The 20,918-nt window shown below is 62.4% G+C and carries 17 protein-coding genes; 1 reads left to right on the top strand and 16 read right to left on the bottom strand.

All coding sequences use genetic code 11. The features are described from left to right. Positions 1 to 20: 20 nt before the first annotated feature. The 5 genes from GVN17_RS06605 to quiC form a co-directional block, all read right to left on the bottom strand. Complete coding sequence (locus tag GVN17_RS06605; RefSeq protein ID WP_166594433.1) at positions 21 to 1,229, bottom strand: acetyl-CoA C-acyltransferase; 1,209 nt, start codon at positions 1,227 to 1,229, stop codon at positions 21 to 23. A 15-nt stretch (positions 1,230 to 1,244) separates the two neighbouring features. Beyond that, positions 1,245 to 2,012: an SDR family NAD(P)-dependent oxidoreductase gene (locus tag GVN17_RS06600; protein WP_166594432.1), complete on the bottom strand. Its 768-nt coding sequence runs from the start codon at positions 2,010 to 2,012 to the stop codon at positions 1,245 to 1,247. 128 nt (positions 2,013 to 2,140) lie between these two features. Continuing rightward, positions 2,141 to 3,535, bottom strand: a complete 1,395-nt coding sequence (locus tag GVN17_RS06595; RefSeq protein WP_166594431.1) for an MFS transporter — start codon at positions 3,533 to 3,535, stop codon at positions 2,141 to 2,143. 91 nt (positions 3,536 to 3,626) lie between these two features. Continuing rightward, positions 3,627 to 4,298: a TetR/AcrR family transcriptional regulator gene (locus tag GVN17_RS06590; RefSeq protein ID WP_166594430.1), complete on the bottom strand. Its 672-nt coding sequence runs from the start codon at positions 4,296 to 4,298 to the stop codon at positions 3,627 to 3,629. An 89-nt stretch (positions 4,299 to 4,387) separates the two neighbouring features. After that, positions 4,388 to 6,295, bottom strand: coding sequence for a 3-dehydroshikimate dehydratase QuiC (gene quiC / locus GVN17_RS06585; protein WP_166594429.1), 1,908 nt, complete (start codon positions 6,293 to 6,295; stop codon positions 4,388 to 4,390). A 295-nt stretch (positions 6,296 to 6,590) separates the two neighbouring features. Between quiC and GVN17_RS06580 the strand changes: the two genes are divergently transcribed. Then, positions 6,591 to 7,958: an MFS transporter gene (locus GVN17_RS06580; protein ID WP_256665110.1), complete on the top strand. Its 1,368-nt coding sequence runs from the start codon at positions 6,591 to 6,593 to the stop codon at positions 7,956 to 7,958. A 71-nt stretch (positions 7,959 to 8,029) separates the two neighbouring features. On the opposite strand, the gene GVN17_RS06575 is transcribed toward GVN17_RS06580, so the two are convergent. The 11 genes from GVN17_RS06575 to GVN17_RS06525 all read right to left on the bottom strand — a co-directional run bounded on the left by GVN17_RS06575 (position 8,030) and on the right by GVN17_RS06525 (position 20,902). Continuing rightward, entirely contained in the window at positions 8,030 to 8,917 is an 888-nt protein-coding gene (locus GVN17_RS06575) for a DMT family transporter (RefSeq protein ID WP_166594428.1), read from the bottom strand. Positions 8,918 to 9,137: 220 nt separating this feature from the next. Then, positions 9,138 to 9,533, bottom strand: a complete 396-nt coding sequence (pcaC, locus tag GVN17_RS06570; RefSeq protein WP_166594427.1) for a 4-carboxymuconolactone decarboxylase — start codon at positions 9,531 to 9,533, stop codon at positions 9,138 to 9,140. Positions 9,534 to 9,549: 16 nt separating this feature from the next. Then, positions 9,550 to 10,914, bottom strand: a complete 1,365-nt coding sequence (locus GVN17_RS06565) for a 3-carboxy-cis,cis-muconate cycloisomerase (protein WP_166594426.1) — start codon at positions 10,912 to 10,914, stop codon at positions 9,550 to 9,552. A gap of 47 nt (positions 10,915 to 10,961) precedes the next feature. Beyond that, on the bottom strand, positions 10,962 to 11,564 hold the full coding sequence (gene pcaG, locus GVN17_RS06560) for a protocatechuate 3,4-dioxygenase subunit alpha (RefSeq protein WP_166594425.1): 603 nt from the start codon (positions 11,562 to 11,564) through the stop codon (positions 10,962 to 10,964). 10 nt (positions 11,565 to 11,574) lie between these two features. Next, positions 11,575 to 12,294 (bottom strand): protocatechuate 3,4-dioxygenase subunit beta, encoded by a 720-nt coding sequence (gene pcaH, locus GVN17_RS06555; protein WP_166594424.1) that lies wholly within the window; start codon positions 12,292 to 12,294, stop codon positions 11,575 to 11,577. Positions 12,295 to 12,420: 126 nt separating this feature from the next. Continuing rightward, positions 12,421 to 13,344: a pca operon transcription factor PcaQ gene (pcaQ, locus tag GVN17_RS06550; RefSeq protein ID WP_166594423.1), complete on the bottom strand. Its 924-nt coding sequence runs from the start codon at positions 13,342 to 13,344 to the stop codon at positions 12,421 to 12,423. 301 nt (positions 13,345 to 13,645) lie between these two features. After that, entirely contained in the window at positions 13,646 to 15,868 is a 2,223-nt protein-coding gene (locus GVN17_RS06545) for an ATP-binding protein (protein ID WP_166594422.1), read from the bottom strand. Continuing rightward, positions 15,865 to 16,491: a biliverdin-producing heme oxygenase gene (locus tag GVN17_RS06540; protein ID WP_256665109.1), complete on the bottom strand. Its 627-nt coding sequence runs from the start codon at positions 16,489 to 16,491 to the stop codon at positions 15,865 to 15,867. Before GVN17_RS06540 ends, GVN17_RS06545 begins: the two co-directional genes overlap by 4 nt. A gap of 172 nt (positions 16,492 to 16,663) precedes the next feature. Then, positions 16,664 to 18,553 carry a M48 family metallopeptidase gene (locus tag GVN17_RS06535; RefSeq protein WP_166594421.1) on the bottom strand — a complete coding sequence of 630 codons (1,890 nt, stop codon included), beginning with the start codon at positions 18,551 to 18,553 and terminating at the stop codon, positions 16,664 to 16,666. Between the two features lie 24 nt (positions 18,554 to 18,577). Next, positions 18,578 to 19,174 (bottom strand): LemA family protein, encoded by a 597-nt coding sequence (locus GVN17_RS06530; protein WP_166594420.1) that lies wholly within the window; start codon positions 19,172 to 19,174, stop codon positions 18,578 to 18,580. A gap of 102 nt (positions 19,175 to 19,276) precedes the next feature. Next, positions 19,277 to 20,902 carry an NADP-dependent glyceraldehyde-3-phosphate dehydrogenase gene (locus GVN17_RS06525; RefSeq protein WP_166594419.1) on the bottom strand — a complete coding sequence of 542 codons (1,626 nt, stop codon included), beginning with the start codon at positions 20,900 to 20,902 and terminating at the stop codon, positions 19,277 to 19,279. Positions 20,903 to 20,918 lie beyond the last annotated feature (16 nt).

Here is a 20,918-nt window from a genome sequence, read left to right as displayed (position 1 = left end):
AAGCCATTGAATTTAAACGATTAAACCAGCTCCAGCGCCATGGCCGTGGCTTCGCCGCCGCCGATGCAAATAGCGGCCACGCCGCGTTGCAATCCCCGCTGTTTCAGCGCCGACAACAGGGTCACCAGAATCCTTGCCCCCGAGGCACCAATGGGATGGCCGAGGGCACAGGCGCCGCCGTTGACGTTCACTTTTTCGTGGGGCAGTTCCAGCTTGCTCATGGTCACCAACGCGACCACGGCAAACGCCTCGTTGATCTCGAACAGGTCCACATCGGCGAGGGACCAGCCGGTTTTGCGCATCAGTTTTTCGATGGCGCCAATCGGTGCCGTCGGAAACAGGTTGGGCTGGTTGGCATACGCCGCATGGCCGCGAATCACCGCCAAAGGCTTCAGCCCGCGCCGTTCGGCCTCTGATTGACGCATCAACGTCAACGCCGCCGCGCCGTCGGAAATTGAACTGGAGTTGGCCGCCGTGACCGTTCCCCCTTCGCGAAAAGCCGGTTTGAGCTGCGCGATCTTGTCCAGCCTGGCTTTCGGCGGTTGCTCGTCCTGGGAGACGGTTTTCTGTTCTTTGCCGACAGTCACCTGCACCGGGACGATTTCAGCGTCGAAATAACCCTGTTTCATGGCCTCTTGGGCCCGGGTCAGCGAGGCGATGGCGAACGCGTCCTGGGCCTCGCGACTGAAACTGTCGAATGACGCGCAATCCTCAGCGAAGGTGCCCATGAGGCGCCCACGGTCGTAGGCGTCTTCCAGCCCGTCGAGAAACATGTGATCGACGATCTGCCCGTGGCCCATGCGATAACCGCTGCGCGCTTTGTCCAGCAGGTACGGCGCGTTGGACATGCTTTCCATGCCGCCCGCGACCATCACCCCGGCGCTGCCCGCCAGCAGCAGGTCATGGCCCATGATCGCCGCTTGCATGCCGGAGCCGCACATCTTGTTCAGCGTCGTGCACAAGGTGCCGTTGCTCAGGCCGGCCCCCAAGGCGGCCTGTCGTGCCGGGGCCTGGCCAAGTCCGGCAGGCAGCACGCAGCCGAACAGCACCTGCTCGACATCCGTGGCCTCAAGCCCCGCACGTTCAACCGCCGCACGGATGGCCGCCGCGCCGAGTTGCGGCGCCGTGAGGCTTTTGAGGTCTCCCTGGAAGCCGCCCATGGGCGTGCGCACGGCGCTGACGATCACCACGGGGTCTTCGTTCTGTGGCTGACGCTGGTTGTGTGGCATGTTGAATGTCCTCGATTAGCGAGCAGCCATGCGCAAGGCACCGTCGAGACGGATCACCTCACCGTTGAGCATGCTGTTTTCGATGATGTGGCGCACCAGGGCGGCGTATTCGTCGGGCTTGCCGAGCCGTGGCGGGAAAGGGACGCCTGCGGACAGGCTCTCGCGCACCTGCGGGGTCATGCCGGCCATCATCGGGGTTTCGAAAATGCCGGGGGCGATGGTCATGACCCGGATGCCGAACCGCGCCAGTTCACGGGCGGCGGGTAAGGTCAGGCTGGCGATGGCCCCCTTGGACGCCGCGTAGGCGGCCTGACCGATCTGGCCGTCGAACGCGGCCACGGACGCGGTGTTGACGATCACGCCGCGCTCGCCACCCTCGTCCGCCACGCCCTCGGCGATGGCGGCAGCGGTCAGACGCAGGAGATTGAAGCTGCCGATCAGGTTGACGTTGATCACCCGGCTGAAACTGTCCAGGCCATGGGGGCCTTCCTTGCCGAGGATTTTTTCCGCCCCGACGATGCCCGCACAATTGATCAGGCCATTGATCTGACCGAACTCAGCCAGCGCCGTGTCCACCGCCGCCTGCGCAGCGGCCTCATTCGTGATGTCGGTGACACTGGCCCGGGCATTGACGCCGAGCACGTGCAGTTGGGTGTCCAGCGCCTGGGCATTGACGTCCACCAGCATGACCTTCGCGCCCGCCTGGATCAGCATCTGCGCGGTCGCCGCGCCCAGACCCGATGCGCCGCCGCTGACCAGAAATACCTTGCCTTCGATCTGCATGATTGTGCCGTCCTTCACTTCTTATTGTTCGAGTGACGAAATACTCCGCTCTGTCCCGGCAATGGGCAATAGTCAAAGCGCGCAGCCGCGATGACGGTTTTGGACAGTGCGTGACGTTACGATGCCGCTCAGGCCTTGCGCTGCAGCACCGCCTCACCGGATTCGGAGGACAGCCGCCGGTTATCCAGTAACGCCAGCAATGCGATCAGCGCCACCCCGATGAACGTCAGCTGAAAGTCCGCCGTCTGCGCCTGGCCGTCGTTGCCGTGCAGATACATCGAGCCGCGCAGCAGCAGCGCACCAATGGCCACCCCCATGCCCATGCTCAGCTGGAAAAACATGCTGAACATCGTCGACGCGTCGCTCATCTGCGGCTTCGGCACGTCGGCGAACCCCAGGGTGTTGAAGGCCGTGAACTGCATCGACCGCGACAGCCCGCCCACAAACAGGATGAACAAGATCAAGCCCCAGCTCATGCGCTCGTCGAGCAACGCGCAGGCCGCGATGGCCAGCACACCGATCACCCCGTTGCCCATCAGCACGGCGCGAAAGCCCCAGCGCTGCATGATGGGGCTGGTGAAAGGCTTCATCGCCAGGTTCCCCGCGAACACGCCCAGCACCAACAGCCCCGAATCGAACGCTGACAGGCCAAAGCCCAGTTGAAACATCAACGGCAGCAGGAACGGCAAGGTGCTGATGGCAATGCGAAACAGCGAGCCGCCGAAGAGGCTGACGCTGAACGTGCGGATGCCGACCACATTGACGTTCAACAGCGGTTCGGCCCGCTTGCGCATGTGTGCCCAGGCCAGCACGGCGCTGACCACGCCGATGGCCGTCACCAGCAGCCCGGGCCCATGGCTGCCACGAGCCTGCCCAAGCATCTCCATGCCGTAAAGCAACGCCATGCACGCTACCCCCACCAGCACGAAACCGGGAAAATCGAACGCCCGCTGGCTGACGTCATTGCGTCGAGGGATCAAGACCCAGGTGGCGATCAAGGCCAGCGCGCCCAGTGGCAGATTGAGGTAGAAAATCCACGGCCATGAGGCGTGAGTGACAATGAATCCGCCCAACGGCGGGCCGAGAATGGGCGCCACGAGGCCTGGCCACGTGATCAGCGAAATGGCGCGGACCAGGTCCTTCTTTTCCGTGGCACGCATCACGGCCAGGCGCCCGACCGGGACCATCATCGCGCCGCTGATGCCCTGCAGTACCCGCGCCGCGACGAACGCCTCCAGCCCTGTGCTCAACCCGCAGAGCAACGAAGACAGGGTGAACAGCACGATGGCGCCGCCGAACACCAGCCGCGAGCCCAGCCGATCCGCCAGCCAGCCGCTGATGGGAATGAAGGCCGCGATGGCCAGCATGTAGGCGCTCATGCCGATGTTCAGGTCGACTGCCGCCACACCGAAAGTTTTCGCCATTTGCGGCAAGGCCGTGGCGATCACTGTCGCGTCGAGGTTTTCCATGAAAAACGTGACCGCCACCAACAGCGCGATCAGGGTGGATTGGCGTTGCGACATCGGCACCGGTCCTTGAATGGGCAGTGCTCTAGCGTAGCGGTTTCAGGGCGTCACGCGCAGAGCGAATTTGCCTCAGTGGCGGCAATCGGCGTCATGGTTTCAGATACCGCATCACCGAATCGCTCACCATCGCCCTGTGCCGGGCCTTGATGTGTGGGTCTTCCAGCTCGATCTGGAAAATCTCCGAAAAAGTGTGGCGGTTCGATACGCGGTAGAAACAGAACGAACTCAGCAGCATGTGCAGATCGACCGCCTGTACACCTTCGCGAAACACGCCTTCTTTTTCTCCACGTCGCAACGTCTCGTCCAGCGCTTGTAGCACATGCTGGCTCAGCGCCCGAATGGTCGGAGACTGTTTGACGTTTTCGCCGTTGTGGATGTTCTCGATGCAGACGATGCGCACGAAATCGACGTTGCGGTCGTGGTGATCGAAAGTGAACTCCACCAGACGCTGAATCGCCTCCATGGGCGGCAGAACGTCGAGTTTCAGGCTGCTTTCGGTGTGACGGATGTCGCCGTACAACTTCTCCAGCACTTCGCTGTACAGCTGTTCCTTGCTGTTGAAGTAGTAATAAATCATCCGTTTCGAGGTTTGCGTACGTTCGGCTATGGCGTCGACCCGTGCACCTGAAAGGCCTTGGGCGACGAATTCAGCGACGGCGGCCTGGAGGATGCCGTCGCGGGTTTTTTCCGGATTGTTCTTGCGGCCCTTGCGTGGCGACTCTAAGGACGCTTCGACAAGAGTGTCGTCGACAGTTTTCATGCTTGGCTCACGACCACGGTGGAATCCGCCGATTATGAGCCGCAGCGCCGCGTTACGGAAGCGGCATATGCCAGCATGCGCGTGGTCTGTCACAACCTCGCTTGCCGTGGCGTGCCTTTCCGTGAAGCGGCCATGGCTGCCAGACGCACCGCCACGTTGGCTGCGCCATAACCGGCGTAGCCATTTTTGCGTTGCAGTATCTCGAAGAAAAATCGATCGTCGAACGCCTCGGTGTACACATGAAACAGCTCACCCCCCTTGGCATCGCGGTCATACAGCACGTTGTAATAGGCCAATTCACTTAGAAACGCGTCGTCGAAATCGAAGCGGGCCGCCAGGTCGTCGTAATAATTGAGGGGGATGTCCAGCAATTGCACACCAGCCTCTTTCGCCCGCGCCACCTGGGTAAAAATGTCCTCGCAGGCGAAAGCGACGTGATGCACACCGGAGCCGCGGTAACTCGACAGGGCATGCGAAATCGCCGTGTTACGGTTCTCGGAGATGTTCAGCGGCAGGCGCACGGTGCTGCAACGGCTGCGCAACGCACGGCTTTTCACCAGACCGTAGGGGTCCGGGAGCACCACTTCGTCGTCGGCCTCGAAATCCAGCAGGCTCTTGTAGAACAGCACCCACGTGTCGAGGCTGTCCGCCGGGAGCGCCATGGCCATGTGGTCGATGCGTTGCAGACCACCGGTAACGGGGGCGTCCGAGTGAATGTTGAAATCGCTGTCGTAGATCGACTGGCCGGGCGGGGCTGGCTCTACCAGATAAATCAGGCTGCCATCCGGGGCGCGCACGGCGGGAATCTGTCGCTCGTTCGGCCCGACCAGTCCACGGTACGGCTGCCCCTTGTACTGTCGGGCGCGCTCCAGCGCCGCGCTGCCATTTTCAACGCGCAACGCCGTGGCGCACAGCGACGGGCCGTGGGATTCGAAAAAACTGTGGGCGAAGGAATAAGGCTCGGCATTGAGCACGATCTTGATATCGCCCTGCCCCAACAGGCGGACAGCCTTCGAGCGGTGCTGACCCAACTGAGCGAAGCCGAGGCCCTGCAACCAACTGCCCAAACGGGCGCCGTGAGCCTCATCGACAGCAAATTCAAGAAATTCAACGCCGTCGTACGCACTGGCTTTCGGCGGGTTGAACAACAACCCGGGCGAAACAGGCTGCGCCTCCTCGGCAAGCCGCTCGCGGGTTTTTTCTTCCAGGTACAGGAGCGAACGCAAGCCGTCCGCCGCATTGGACCGAGGGGGCGCAGCACGAAAACCATCGTTGAAGATTTCCAGCGACAACGGCCCGGTGTAACCGCTGCGCAGGATCGGGGCGAGAAAACCCGGCAGGTCAAATTCACCCTGGCCAGGAAAGCAGCGAAAATGCCGACTCCACTCCAGTACGTCCATGGCCAGCAAAGGCGCGTCGGCCATTTGCACGAAGAAAATCTTGTCACCGGGAATATCGGCAATGGCGCCCGGATCACCCTTCAACGACAGCGTGTGAAAGCTGTCCAGCAACACCCCCAGGGCCGGGTGATTGACCTGACGCACCAGGTTCCACACCTGCTGCCAAGTGTTGACATGCCGGCCCCAGGCAAGTCCCTCGTAGCCCACGCGCAACTGCCGCGCACCGGCCCGTTCGGCCAACAGCGCCAGGTCGTCAAGCAGGAGGTTTTCGTCTCCGAGGGAATCGCTGGCGGTGTTACTGCACACCAACACCAGGTCAGTGCCCAGCGCTTGCATCAGATCGAACTTGCGTTCGGCCCGGTCCAGGTTGCGTTGCAAGCGGTCACGTCGGCAGCCTTCGAATTCGCGAAACGGCTGAAACAAGGTGATCGCGATGCCCAGATCCGCGCACATCTGCCGCACGGTGCGCGGGCTGCCGTCGTAGTACAGCAGGTCATTTTCAAAGATTTCCACGCCGTCGAACCCGGCGGCGGCAATGGCTTCCAGCTTTTCGGGCAGGGTCCCGCTCAGGGAAACGGTGGCAATCGAACGCTGCATAAACTGACTCCAGAATGAACGCACCCAAGAGACAGCGCCTGGCTGATGCTTCGGTGTCAAAACCGATTATTCTTCGCCCGTCCTGTCAGTGCAATTTAAATGTACGTACCGGTTAGTTTTGTGTTCGATAATCGCCCAAAAGCGGTTTACCTCAATTGACGCTCCCGCCCATGATCTCCACCATCGTTTGCACATTGTCGGACAAAGGCTGCCTCTGCCTGCGTGTGAACCCTTTGCTGCGCCGCATTGGCGCCGCCATCGCCGACAAAACCATAACAATTCCAAGACAGGTTAAATGCTCATGCGCTCCTACCCCGCTTCGTCTGCGCCGGTCGCAGCCAGCTCTCCGGACACTCACGTGACCCCTCATGCCGGGATCGGCGACAAAGTCCGAGGCGCGCTCGCCGTGGGCAAGACCCGCTGGGGCATGCTCGCGCTGGTGTTCCTCGCCACCACCCTCAACTACATCGACCGCGCCGCGCTGGGCGTCATGCAGCCCATTCTGGCCGAGCAAATGCGTTGGACGGCCATGGATTACGCCAACATCAATTTCTGGTTTCAGGCGGGCTACGCCATCGGTTTCCTGTTGCAAGGCCGGTTCATCGACCGCGTCGGAGTGAAACGGGCATTTTTCCTCGCCGTGCTGCTCTGGAGTGTCGCCACCGGCGCGCACGGCCTGGCGACATCGGCGGCGGGCTTCATGGTCTGCCGGTTCATTCTCGGGCTGACCGAGGCGGCCAACTACCCGGCCTGCGTCAAAACCACACGGCTCTGGTTCCCGGCCGGAGAGCGGGCCGTCGCAACGGGCATTTTCAACGCAGGCACCAACGTTGGCGCGATGATCACCCCGGCCCTGCTGCCGCTGATTCTGTCCGTCTGGGGCTGGCAGGCGGTGTTCATGTGCATGAGCGTCCTGGGCCTGACCTGGGTGATCACCTGGCGCTTGAAATACTTCAATCCCGAAGACCACCCCACTGTTCGTGAAAGCGAGCGGGCCTACATCCAACAGGGTCGCGAGCCCGAGGGGGTGACGGAGAAAGTCCCGTTCTCGACGATCCTGAAAATGCGTGGCACCTGGGCATTCGCACTGGCGTACGCGATGACCGCGCCGGTGTTCTGGTTCTACCTGTATTGGCTGCCGCCGTTTCTGAACCAGCAATACCACCTGGGCATCAGCGTGACGGAAATGGGTCTGCCATTGATGCTGATCTGGCTGACGGCGGATTTCGGCAGCATCGGCGGTGGTGTCCTGTCGTCGTGGCTGATCGGCCGGGGGGTGCGTCCGATGACGGCGCGTCTGGTGTCGATGCTGATCTTCGCGCTGACGATCATTTGCGTGGTGTTTGCGGCCAACGCGAGCGGGCTGTGGATCGCGGTGGCGGCGATCGCGCTGGCCGTGGGGGCGCATCAGGCATGGACAGCGAACATATGGACCCTGGTGATGGATTACACACCGCCGCACAGGGTGAGCACGGTGTTCGGGTTTGGCGGGATGTGCGCGTCGATTGGCGGGATGTTCATGACCCAGATTGTCGGGGCCGTGCTGACGGCGACCCACAACAATTACAACGTGGTGTTTACGTTGATTCCGGCAATGTATTTTCTGGCGCTGGTGTGGATGTTCTTCATGGCGCCGCGTGACGTTAAAGAAAGCGCTGCCTGAGGGTCAGCGATGCGGATGGGTCAAGCGCCATTCTGGACTGCCCCCCCCCGCATCGCGCCGTGGTCAACGCCCTACCCGCCTGACCTGCGCTGCTGCCAGGCGGCCGCCAAGCCGCTCAGGCAGATAATCGCAATCCCCGCTTGCGCCGTCAGCGACGGCGCGTGGTTGAACACCAGATACCCCCACAGCCCCGCGAACACGATCTGGCAGTAGCCAAACGGCGCCAGCAACGCGGGTGCCGCGAACCGGAAAGCCTGGGTCAGCAGCAAATGCGCGACCATCCCGCAGGTGCCCAGTGCCAGCATGAATGGAATGTGTATCCACTGCGGCGATTGCCAGAAAAACGGCACGATGGCGCTCATCAGCAGGCTATTGAACAGCCCCGCAAAGAAATTGCTCGTGGTCGGGCTGTCATGGGCGGCAACCAGCCGAGTGAGCAATTGATAACACGCAAAACACAGCGCGGAGCCCAGCGGCAGCAGTACGGCGGGGGTGAACAGTTCGCCGCCGGGATGCACGATCACCATCACCCCGCCAAACCCTACAAGCACGGCTATCCACTGACCTCGCGACACCTGCTCCTTGAGCAGCGGCACCGACAAGGCCGTCACCAGCAAGGGCGCCAGGAAGTTCACGGCCGTGGCTTCGGCAATCGGGATGAACATCAGTCCGCTGGTGAATAACAGACTCGTGCCCAACAGGCATGCCGCCCGCAGCGCTTGAAGCCCCGGCCGCTTGGTCCGTAATACGCGCAGCCCTGCGGACGGCATGAAAATGCAGGCCATCAACGCGGTGTGCACGACATAACGCACCCAGACCACCATCATGATCGGGTAAATGCCGGAGAGGTATTTGGACAGGGTGTCGTGACTGGAAAACAGGAAGGTCGCCAGGACAATCAGTGCGATGCCCTTGAGTGGCTGGTTGACGCCGGAGAGCGGCGTACGGGTGGTGCTCATCAGGGTTCCTTTGGCCTTGCGGAAGCGCGTAGTCGACCGACCATCGCTGCGAGTCTGGAGCTAGACACGCAGAGAATATAGAAGCTGTCGTCAGATAACCAAAGAAACCTCAAGGATGACGTCGTTTTTGTCGCGCCCGGCGTCGTAAGTCGGACGCCGTCGGCAGCGCAGAGTGCGCAAGCGAGCGCCCCATTTACCCCGCTCGCACCGTTCGCAGCGCTCACTCCTGCAACGACTCAACCCCCAGTTCATCCCACACGGCTTCTGCCAGATGAAAACTCGCGTTGGCTGCCGGTATGCCGCAATAGATCGCGCTTTGCATCAACACTTCCTTGATCTCGTCGCGGGTCACGCCGTTGTTTTTTGCGGCACGCAGATGCAGGCGCAGTTCGCCCTCGCGGTTCATGCCGATCAGCATGGCGATGGTGATCAGGCTGCGGGTATGGCGTGGCAAGCCGGGGCGGGTCCAGATGTCGCCCCAGGCATGGCGGGTGATCATTTCCTGAAACTCGCCGTTGAACGGCGTGAGTTTCTCCAGACTGCGGTCGACGTGGGCGTCGCCCAAGACTTCACGGCGCACGCTCATGCCGGCTTCGTAACGGTGTTTCTCGTCCATTTGCGATCCTGTCGATTCAACGAAGATTGAAAGCCTGGTGATCGGCCACCGCGCGCTTGACCCAGCGCCGCGACTGCCCCAGGTAACGGGTGGGGTCGAGCAGATTATCCAGCGCCTGCGGCGACAGCTGTTCGCTGACCGCCGGATCGGCGCCCATTATGACGCGCAAAGGTTGCCCCTGCTCCACGGCTCGGCGACAGCATTGCTCGATCAGGTGGTGGGCCCTGTCTCGCCCCACGCGTCCGGCCAGCGCAATGCTCACCGCCTCCGCCAACACCAGCCCTTGGGTCAGCGCCAGGTTGTGGGCCATCCGCTCGGCATCCACCTCAAGGCCGGGAATGACCGCCAGCGCCTGTTGCAACGACCCGGACACGAGGCAGCAAAGCTCCGGCAGTGTTTCCCATTCGGCGTGCCACAAACCCAGGCTGCGCTCATGCTCCTGTGGCATGGCGCTGAGCAACGTGGCCACCAACCCCGGCGCACGGGTGGCGGCGGCGATCATCACCGCTGCCCCCACCGGGTTGCGTTTGTGGGGCATGGTGGATGAACCGCCCTTGCCCGCCGCTGCCGGTTCGAACACCTCACCGGTTTCGGTCTGCATCAAAAGGCTCACGTCCCGCCCGATCTTGCCCAGGCTCCCCGCCATCAGTCCCAACAGGCTGGCGAACTCCACCAGCCGGTCGCGCTGGGTGTGCCACGGCTGATCGGGCAGGTTCAGTTTCAGTTCCCTGGCCAAGGCTTCGGCGATGGGAAAGGCCATGTCGCCCAGCGCCGCCAGGCTCCCCGACGCGCCCCCGAATTGCACGCACAGCACCCGCGATTTCAGCTCTTTGAGACGCTGACGATGGCGGGTCACCGCCCCCAGCCATCCGGCGATTTTCGCGCCAAGGGTGACCGGAGTCGCCTGTTGCAGCCAGGTGCGCCCCGCCATCGGGACGTTGGCATGCCGCTGGGCCTGTTGCGCCAACGCTTCCGCGAGGTTGGCCAATGCCTGCTCCAACAGACCGATCGCGCTGCGCAGTTGCAGCACCAGCCCACTGTCCATCGCGTCCTGACTGGTGGCGCCCATGTGCACGTAACGCTCGGCGGTGGGGTTGCGCGTGGCGACTTGCTTGCCCAGCGCCTTCACCAGCGGAATGGCGGAGTTGCCCGCGTCGCCGATGGCAACGGCCAGCGCATCGAAGTCGTACAGCGATGCATCGCACGCTGCGACGATATCGGCCACGACGTCGGTCGGGATCGCGCCGACCGTGGCCTCGGCATTGGCCAGCGCGGCTTCGAAATCGAGCATGCCTTGCACTCGCCCTTGATCGGAAAAGACCTCGCGCATGGTGTGTTGAGTGAAATAACGGTCGAAAAGCTGATTGCCGGATCTGTTCAACGTACTGCTCCTGACGGCTCGTCCATACAGTTCATGCGGTCACGCGGTCAGAAATCGAAGAACACGGTCTCATCTTCGCCCTGCACACGGATGTCGAAACGATAGGCGACTTTGCCGTCCACGGTGCAGCGTTTCGCAACTAATGTCTGACGACGGGCCGGTTGCTCAATCAGGTTGAGCACCGGGTCTAGCGCGTTGCTGGCCGCTTCGTCATCGAAATACAGCCGCGTGTGCAGGTGAATGTTGATGCCGCGAGCGAACAGCGACAGGTTCACATGGGGTGCCATGGGCAGCCCCGCTGCGTTACGTACGACGCCCGGTTTAACGGTCATGGCCAGCCATTCGCCTTCGTCGCTGGTCGCCGTGCGGCCAAAGCTGTTGAAGGGCTTGTTCAGGTCGAAATCCGTCTCGTACACGCCGTCGGCGTTGGCTTGCCACAGCTCCAGAAACGAATCGCGAATCAGGTGACCGTTGCCGTCGTAGACGTGGCCCAGCAGCAGGATGTGCTCGCCGGGGGCGTCCGGCCTGGCCATCTCGTTCCAGATTTCCTGCTCCCGGGGCGGGTTGCCCGCGGCGGCCAGCGCAAGGCCGATGTGAACGTAGGGGCCAGCGGTCTGTGAAGGGGTTTCCGGCAGAATATGAACGGGCATGTCAGCCTCCTCAGACGTTTTCGAAGTGGGTCTTGCGCTGGCCGCGCAGCACGATGTCGAAGCGGTACGCCAGGCAATCCATCGGATTGGCCATGCTCATGTCGAGCCTGGCGATGAGGCCTTGCACCGCTTCCGGGTTGGCGATGGCATTGACAATGGGGCACAGGGGGATCAACGGATCGCCTTCGAAATACAGCTGTGTGATCAGTCGGGTGGCTATCGACGGGCCGCTGACAGAGACGTGAATGTGCGCGGGACGCCAGTCGTTGGGGCCATTGCGCCAAGGGTACGGGCCGGGCTTGACGGTGCGGAAGCAGTAATAGCCGTCGCGGTCGGTGAGGCAACGACCCACGCCGCCGAAATTGGGGTCCAGCGGCGCCAGATAGGCGTCTTTTTTGTGCCGATAACGACCACCGGCATTGGCTTGCCACATTTCCACCAGCGTGTGCGGCACGGGCTGGCCGTACTGATCGATGACCCGACCGGCAACGATGATGCGCTCACCGATGGGCAGGCCGCCGTGGTTGAAGTTGAGCAGCAGGTCCGCGTCATGACGCCCGAATTGCAAACGTGTGAAATCGGGTCCCCTGGTTTCCGACATCGACTGGGGAATGCTCACCAGTGCCTGACGCGGCGAGCGCAGAATCGATGTCTTGTAATCCGGGGTCAGTGCCTTGGGGTGCCAATGACGGTCGCGGGTGGCGAAACGGCTGTCGTGCAGGTCGGACATGCCATTCTCCTTGTTGTCGTTATGAGAGGTTCGCGCCTGCCGGAGGACCCACAGGCATCGGCGCAGTGTCCCCCAGCGACGTCCTCGACAACATTGAAAAAACCACCGGCATCCATAACCCTCTGGTTATGGATAATCGCCCTTGCGGTACGCGTGGCCCACCTCCCGCAGCACGTCCACACACCACTGCGCCGCCAGCGTCAGAGGCAGCGCCGGGTTGCTGCACAGCCCCACCGAGCCGCCCGGTTCGCGCATGCCCAGCTCCACCAATTCGCCGCTGTGCAAATCCTGACGAACCGCGTCGAAGGGTGCGATCCACACCGCGTCGCTGGATGCTACGTAACGACGACTGACGGTCAGGGACAGGGTTTCCAGACGCTGCCGAGGGGGCTGAATGCCGTGTTGCACGAACAGGCTGTCGGCGAACTGGCGAATGGTGGTCCCCGCCAGCGGCAACACCAGCGGAAAGTCTTCCAGTGTGGCGCGAAGGTCGCCCTTGGCGAGAAGCAGATGGCCTGCCCGCACCACCAGGGTCATGGATTCGCTGTAGAGGTGCTCAAAGCTCAGGCCGAGAATTTGTGGGCTGTCGGTCATGCGCCCGACCACCAAATCCAGCTCGCCCAGACGCAGTTGAGACAGCAGGTAAGCGCTAGGGCCCGTGGCGACGCTGACCACCAGTGACGGGTGCCGGGCGTGCAGGCGACAGATCACTTCCGGCACCAGCAGGCTTTCGACTGTCGACAGCACCCCCAAACGCACCGTCACCGGCTCATGAATGCCCGACCGCAGGCTGTTCACCCCTTCGCGCAACGCCTGAACGCTGGGCCCGGCGTAGCGCATGAACGCCACCCCCGCTTCGGTCAACGCCGCGCCGCGCTTGCTGCGCACGAACAGCGTGGCCGACAGCAGGCTTTCCAGCTCCTTGAGGGTCTTCGACAGCGCCGGCTGACTGATCGCCAGCTTGTCCGCCGCCTTCGCCAGACTGCCCTGCCTCGCGACCTCCAGGAAACACAGCAGATGGCGGAATTTGATGCGGGTGTCGATGTTCACAGGCGGAAAAACCTTCTCAAACAGTTAGGCGTCAAGCGATTCGCTCCGATGACGAAGCCTTCAGACCTGTGGCAGCCCGACCCACCGCCATCGCGGCCGTCGTCCCTCCGGCGGCTCCCACAGGTTGGGTGCCGTCCACACATTTCATGGTCAAGCCCAATCCCGTGGAACATGGCGGAGGTTGAACAGCCGCTGCCCCACAGGTTCGACACCGTCCACACATCTCAAGGCATTCCCCAATCCCGTGGGAGACGCCGGAGGGACGACGGCAGCGACAGCGCCCGCCAGACCGGCACTCATCTCAAGCGCTGGCCACCGACGGCACGGTAAGCCGAAACGTACTGCCCACACCCTGCTCGCTGCTCGCAGTCAGTTCGCCGCCATGGGCTTTGACGATCCCTTGCGAGATGTACAGCCCCAACCCCGTCCCGCTCGGGTTGCCTTCGCGGATGCGCCAGTAGCGCTCGAACACATGGGGCAGCTGCTCCGGCGCAATGCCCGGCCCGGAGTCGACGATGGTGATCGCGACAAAATCCCCTTCGACGGTCGCGGTGACACTGATCCGGCCTTCTTTCGGGGTGAACTTGATCGCGTTGCCCACCAGGTTCGACAACACCTGAAACATCCGCTCAGGGTCGGCCATGATCTTCAGGTTCGGCTCACCGGTGAAGGTCAGGTCGATGAATTTGTTCAGCGCCAGCGGCAGCAGCAGTGACCACGCGTCTTCGAAAAACGGGCTCAATTCCAGCGGCTGCGGGTCGATGGAATACCGCCCGGCCTCGATCTTCGACGTATCGAGCAAATCTTCCAGCAAGTTGGTCATGCGCGCCGTCGCCCGTTGCAAGGTGTCGATGGCGGAATTAAGCCGTTTCGACGCGGGGCTGACGTCCGCCGCGATCAGCCGCTGCATCATCCCGCACTGCATGACGATCACCGTCAGCGGGCTGCGCAGATCGTGGGAGACCACCGCCACCAGCTCATCCCGCGCTCGCACGGCGTCTTTCTCCCGCAGCACTTGCCGCGACAGGTCCGACTCCAGCGCCGAGCGACGCAAATCGGTCACGGCGTACAGATCGCCGACGCTCCACAGCCGGGACGTGCCTTCCACCTGTTGCTTCCAGACTTCGAAGGATTCACGGGGCTGCAACCGGTTGCCCACCCGCACCTTGGACACGTCGGGGTTGCCGCTCCACTGCACGCTGTCCTTGATTTCCGGGCGGAACCACAGCACACCGTTGTCGACGGGCTTGGGCAGCGTGAACGCCAAGAGGCCGCTGGCGACGTGCTGATACTCCGCAGCGTCGGGAAACACCGCGCTCAGGCTGGAGGTGTCGACCACGGGAGACGGCTGCCGCTGCACCCAACCCAGCAACGCCCGCACCTGCTCGCGGGTCGGGCATTGGCCAAACACATGAATATCCTGCTCGATGACGACCGCCGCGCCATGGGCATCGGCCAGGGCCAGCAACTCGTCAGCGTGCTCGACCAGCCCCTGATACACATCGCCGTCGGCCTCTACCATCGCCTGAGCCAGGCTGGCGAGCAGGTTGTCCTTGGACTGACGTTGACGCTGAGCCTGCACACCCTCCAGGGCGCTGATCTGCATCGACAGCACCTGGCCGATGGTCTGGCAGGCAGCGCGCAAGGCATGAGGCACTTGCAGCGGTCCGCGGTTGCCGCAGCTGATCAGGCCCCACAGTTGCTCGTCCTTGAGCAACGAAATGCTCATCGACGAGCGCACGCCCATGTTTTGCATGTACTGGCAGTGAATCGGCGAAACGCTGCGCAGCACCGCGTAACTCATGTCCAGCGGCTGGCCGGTGTCCGGGCGCAGCGCAGGCACCATCGGCACCGGCACATACGCGGCGTCCGGAATGATCCGCAGCCAGTTGAGGCGATAGAGTTCGCGGGCTTGCTCGGGGATGTCACTGGCTGGAAAGAAGAGGCCCTGATAGGCATCGAGTTCGGGGGTGGCGGACTCGGCGATCACCTGGCCGTGCCCCTGTTCCTGGAAGCGGTAAATCAGCACCCGATCGTAGCCGGTCAGCGTCCGTATCTCGTTGACGCTGATGTCGTACAGCTCAGCGAGGGTTTTCGCCGATTGCAGACGGCGCAGGGTCCGACTCAGGTGATGGTCCAGCGGCGGCAACACAGCGTGCTCATCGACGGGTTCCAGTTCGAGGAACAGCAGGCCGTCATGCCGATGGATCAAGCCGTCTGCCCACTGGCCACCACAGCGCAGGCGCAGCGGATTGATGTCGTCCAGCGGGCCGGTGGCCACGGCCTCGCGCAGGGCGTCGGCCTGATCCACGCCGAGCCAGATCGACAGCGGCTGGCCGGCACGCAGGTCATCGGCACCGCCCAGCAGCAAGGAAGCATTGGCGCTCGCTTGCTGGACGGTCCAGGAGGTTTCCTCGAGGGTCAACAGCACGCCATGGGGCTGGATGGCGCCGGGGATGCGAATGGGTTCGTCAGCGCAGTTGTGCAGCAACGATTCCAAAGTGTGTTCGGGAGTGGGGTTCATTTCAAAACGCCTGCGCGATCCAGCCAGTGCTCAAAGCGGGCGAAGGTGTCGCATGCTGCATCCACCACCCATGGGTTTCCGTCAGGATGATCGAAGTCGGCCAGGCGTGCCAGAAATGCTTTCCATAACCGCCCGGTGTCCCGGCCATACACGTCAAGAAACTCACCGCCGGTGTCGGCGTCGATGCCCAGCCGGTCGGCGACGATCCGCCGCAGCACCTGGCCGCCCAGCGTCGCGCCTTCCATCACATACATCACGCCCAGCAAGCGCGCTTCGCTGTCGATGACGGGTAAATCCGTGCAAAGCGGCAAGGCGTCGATCTGTGCGCGGTGCAGCCCCAAGGCGTGAAGGTCTTTGATTAGCGCGGGGATTTTTTGCCGTGCGGGGTCAGTGGCGGCATCCAGAAAACACTCGATGCTGTGCTGCAACGGCACATGGAAACCGTAATAGGCCTTGATGATGCGCGCATAGGTGGAACGATCGAGGTCGGGGCTCGTCAACGGCAGTCGTGCCTCCAGCGCCTTGTGCTGCACCGCAGTGGCCGCGCGCAGCTGTTGCAACACGCTGACGGACGGCAACGATGACGATGAAAGGGAAATCGACTCGGGGGTAGCTTCAACCAAAGGGGTGTCCAGTCAGCAATGAAAAAGTGGGGCGTAGGCAGACATCCGCAAGGTTCTGCCAAATGACTGTCTCGCACGGTAATGGACACCATGCCCGGGTGTAAACATGCGTCTCAAGGGCTTGCCTTATGGCAACGGCGATCTCAAAGCCCCTTCGGCGTTTACCACAGCCTCAGGGGTGCGTCAGACCGGACCCGGCAATCGGCGGCAATGGGCAATCGAGGATGTCGGCGACGGCGCGCATCAATTCGGCTTCGGCCGCGGTGACCCGTCCGTCGTGTTCGACGCAGCGGGCCATGGCCTTGAGCAGTTGCGGCTTTTGCAACGGCCACAAAAGGTTCAGGCGGCTGACGGACGTAGCGAGGGATTTCAGGCCTTTCGGTGCGGCCATTTCCAGACCGGCGAGAGGCACTGGCAAACTGGCGCGGGCATGCACGAACGCCGCCTGCGCCTGATCCGGGTTGTCATGGCCTGCCCTTGCCAATGCGCTTAACAGAACACCCACGTCATCGCCCAACTGCACGAGATCGTATTTCGCCTGGCGTTGACGCGGTGGGTTCACGCTGCGCTCGACGATCCGCAGCAGCGTCCATTCCCACATTTCGATCCGCTGATCTGCCTTGATCAATAGCGTCATGCTGTCCGTGAACCTGACGATGGCCTGCGTATTCATCTGTTTGAGCGCCGGGATCGCGAGGTCAATCAGCGGCAGGCGCAGGTCTTGATCCAGTCGTTGCAACGGCGTGACCAGACGCCGCAAACGATCCTCCAGTCGCGCCTCGATCCGGGGTTTCAGAAGCTGCAATTGCTGCTCCCTCATCGCGGCGTCGGACGACAGCAACAGGCCGTATACCAGCGCTTGCGCCCCGATCTCGTGGTGCGCGGCGTCGTAGAGCAGCCCGTCCAGTCGGGCCAACGCGCCTTGAGCCAAGGCCCGGTGCACCGGTTTCGGGTCGCCAATCGACGCCAACGATTCTTCGATCCCGGCAAGGGTCAGGTTCAACCCATTGTATTCGGTCGGTACGCGCACAGGCGCCGTCGCAGCAAAGTGCGTATAAGCAGTCGGCCACACCACCTCGGCAAACACGCCGTCCCACTGCGGCTCGATGCGTCGAATGCGTTTCTTCAGCGGTGGGTGCGTGGCCATGAAGCCTTCAACGTAGGCCGCCACCCCCGCTGCGAAATAAAGATGGCTGAACTCCGGTGCGTGACTCGCCTGCAAGTTCGAGCCTTGCCCGTACCCGCCAATCTTTTTCAGCGCACCGCCGATGGTGGCCGGGTCCCGGGTGAACTGCACGGCGGAGGCATCAGCGAGAAACTCCCGCTCCCGGCTGACCGCAGCCTTGATCCAATTGCCGAAAAATGTACCGGTATAGCCCAACACCCACAGCGTCGCGCCGACGAAAAACAAGGGCAGCGCGGCTTTTTCGCCGTCTTTCGCGCTGCGCATGCCGAACTCGCCGATCAGCCCGATCACCAGAATCCCGTGCAGCACCGAGACCAGCCGGGTGTTCAGGCACATGTCACCGTTGTGAATGTGGCTGAACTCATGGGCGATCACCCCTTGCAGTTCTTCCCGCGACAGCAGGCAAATCGCACCCCGGGTGATGCCGATCACGGCGTCTTGCGGGGTCAATCCGGCGGCGAAGGCGTTGATGCTGGTGTCGTCGATCAGATAGACCGGCGGCACCGGACTGCCCGAGGCAATGGCCATTTCCTCGACCACATTGAGGACCTTGCGCTCGTCGTCGTTGTGCTGCGTCAGGTTGATCAGCCGCCCGCCCAGGCGCTCGGCAATCGCCTTGCCGCCGCCCTGAAGCTGGCGGCTTTTGTACAACGACGCCAAGAGGATCACCAGCACCGTCACCAGCGCAATCCCGGGCACCAGATTCCAGGCCACGTGCAAGGTTCGGTGTTTGCTGCCGCTGTCGGCCATGAATTGCAGCCCAACGCTCACCGCCAGGCTGGTGAGCGCCACCAGACTGATGACCGCCAGGGTCATCAACAGCACCAGCCGCCCGGTGTTGCGCCGGGCGCGGTCTTGCTGCTCGAAGAAGTTCATCACGCGGTCCCTGCGGTGGGTCGATTAAAACGCCACCTTGGGCACGGCCTGAATCTGCGCGGTGTCGGCGAACTCCAGCACACCGGCATCGGCCTTGTGACCGAAGTTGGCGGCGAAAAACACCGGCGGGAAGGACTGCTTGTAGGTGTTGTATTCCATCACCGCGTCGTTATACGCCTGACGGGCAAACGCCACCTTGTTTTCGGTGCTGGTCAGCTCTTCGCTGAGCTGCTGCATGTTCTGCGAAGCCTTGAGGTCCGGGTAGGCCTCCATGGTCACGTTCAGACGACCCATGGCGTTGGTCAACGCCCCTTCGGCACTCCCCAGTTGCGCCATGCGTTGTTCATCTCCGGGCTGACCGGATGCTGCCTTGAGACCGGCCACCGCCTGATTGCGCGCACTGATCACCGACTCCAGGGTGTCGCGTTCATGGGCGAGGTAGGCTTTGGCGGTTTCGACCAGATTGGGGATCAGGTCGTGACGGCGCTTGAGCTGCACTTCGATCTGGGCGAAGGCATTCTTGAAGCGGTTCCGCAACAGGACAAGTCGGTTGTAGACGCCGATGACGTAGACCACCGAACCGACGACGACAACCAGAAAAACGATAGCGGAGACGCTCATGCTGACTTCCTTGAGGTGCAATGACTACAGCGACGTGGGCTGCGGAATCTTAGCCCAAGTCGCTGCGAGACACATCAGGAAACCCAGCGATAAACCGGGCGATCAAAAAATGTAATCGGTGGTCAGGAAGCTCGACTCGCGATTGTGGATGATGTCGCTGAACAGCGCTTTGTTGTTCTCCTGGAACTTGGTCGCGACCAGTGTGCGGATCGAGAACACGCGCAGGGCATCGTCCACCGAAAGCGTGCCTTCGGCCGAGTTCTTGCGGCCGTTGAACGGGAAGCTGTCCGGCCCGCGCTGGCACTGGGCGTTGATGTTGATGCGGCCCACCTGATTGGCGAACGCATCGACCAGTCGCCCGACCTGCTTGGAGTCGTTGCCGAAGATGCTCAACTGCTGGCCGAAATCCGAGTCCAGCACGTACTCAATGACGGTTTCCAGATCGCGGTACGCCACCACCGGCACCACCGGCCCGAACTGTTCTTCGTGGTAGACGCGCATGTCCGGTGTCACCGGGTACAGCACCGCCGGGTAGAAGAACTGCCGATGGGTCGTGGCGCCGCCTTCGTTGACCACCTTGGCGCCTTTGCTCACGGCGTCATCCACCAGGCCTTGCAAGTAGTCGGTCTTGCCCGGTTCCGGCAGCGGCGTCAGGGAAACCCCCGGCTCCCACGGCATGCCCGGTTTCAGCTGGGCAAGTTTTTCTTCGAATTTCTCCAGAAAACTGCCCACCACGTTCTCGTGCACGAACAGGATTTTCAGCGCGGTGCAGCGTTGTCCGTTGAACGACAGCGAGCCGGTGATGGCTTCGGTCACGGCGTTGTCGAGGTTGACATCGGGCAGGACGATGCCCGGGTTCTTTGCGTCCAGGCCCAGTGCCGCACGCAGGCGGTGCGGTTTGGGGTGCAGTTTTTTCAGGGCGCTGGCGGCCTTGTTGGTGCCGATGAAGGCGAAGACGTCGATCTTGCCGCTGGCCATCAGCGCACTGACGGTCTCACGGCCGCTGCCGTAGATGACGTTGATCACGCCGGCGGGGAAGCTGTCGCGGAAGGCTTCGAGCAACGGACGGATCAGCAGCACGCCGAACTTGGCGGGTTTGAAGACCACGGTATTGCCCATGATCAGCGCCGGAATCAGCGTGGTGAAGGTTTCGTTCAGCGGGTAGTTGTAGGGCCCCATGCACAGGGTCACGCCCAGCGGCACGCGACGAATCTGGCCGAGGGTGTCCTGTTCAAGCTCGAACCGGCTGGAGCGGCGGTCCAGTTCCTTGAGGGCGTTGATGGTGTCGACGATGTAATCGCAGGTGCGGTCGAACTCTTTCTGCGAGTCCTTGAGGTTCTTGCCGATCTCCCACATCAGCAGGGTCACGACGGCCTCGCGTTGTTCGCGCATTTTCTTGAGGAAGGTTTCGACGTGATGAATGCGGTCCACGACGCGCATCGTCGGCCAGGCACCCTGCCCTCGGTCATAGGCTTTGACGGCCGCATCAAGGGCGGTCATCGCGGTGTCGGCGTCCATCAGCGGCGTGCTGCCGAGGATCACGTCTTCAAGGCCTGCGTCGGTCTTCAGCGACACCGGACTGAGCACCGGCGCCAATGGCCCCTGCCACTGATGCAGCGCGCCGTTGACCAAGTAATCCCGCTGCTCGATGACAGGGCCTGCGCGGAACTGCTCGGGGATGTCCTCGGCACGCGGGTACAGGTTGTCCAGTTGGTTTTGCAGGGTCATCGCTCTTTACCTCTTC

The organism is Pseudomonas sp. SLFW, from assembly GCF_009905615.1.
Classification (GTDB): Bacteria; Pseudomonadota; Gammaproteobacteria; order Pseudomonadales; family Pseudomonadaceae; genus Aquipseudomonas; species Aquipseudomonas bambusae.
This window is presented reverse-complemented; position numbering and strand designations above follow the sequence as displayed.